A 290-nucleotide genomic window follows, 5' to 3' on the forward strand; every position below is an offset into this window, starting at 1 on the left:
CTGGCTCGACTTCAACACGTGCGTGCGCGCCGCGTCCGAGGACTTCGAGCGCCGTGAGACGGCGGCGGCCGACCCTATGCTCATGTACTTCTCGTCCGGCACGTCGGGCAACCCCAAAATGGTGCTGCACGATTCCGAGTACGCCATCGCGCATCTCGTCACGGCGAAGCATTGGCACAACGTGGATCCCGACGGCCTGCACTTCACCATCGCCGACACGGGCTGGGGCAAGGCGGTATGGGGCAAGTACTACGGCCAGTGGCTTATGGAGGCGTGCGTGTTCACGTACG

At 64.1% G+C, this 290-nt stretch carries 1 pseudogene; it reads left to right on the top strand.

The window, feature by feature from the left end:
- Positions 1–290: pseudogene (locus tag NE591_RS15330) on the top strand (acetyl-CoA synthetase); the annotation flags it as partial.

The organism is Adlercreutzia sp. DFI.6.23, from assembly GCF_024462535.1.
GTDB lineage: Bacteria > Actinomycetota > Coriobacteriia > Coriobacteriales > Eggerthellaceae > Adlercreutzia > Adlercreutzia rubneri.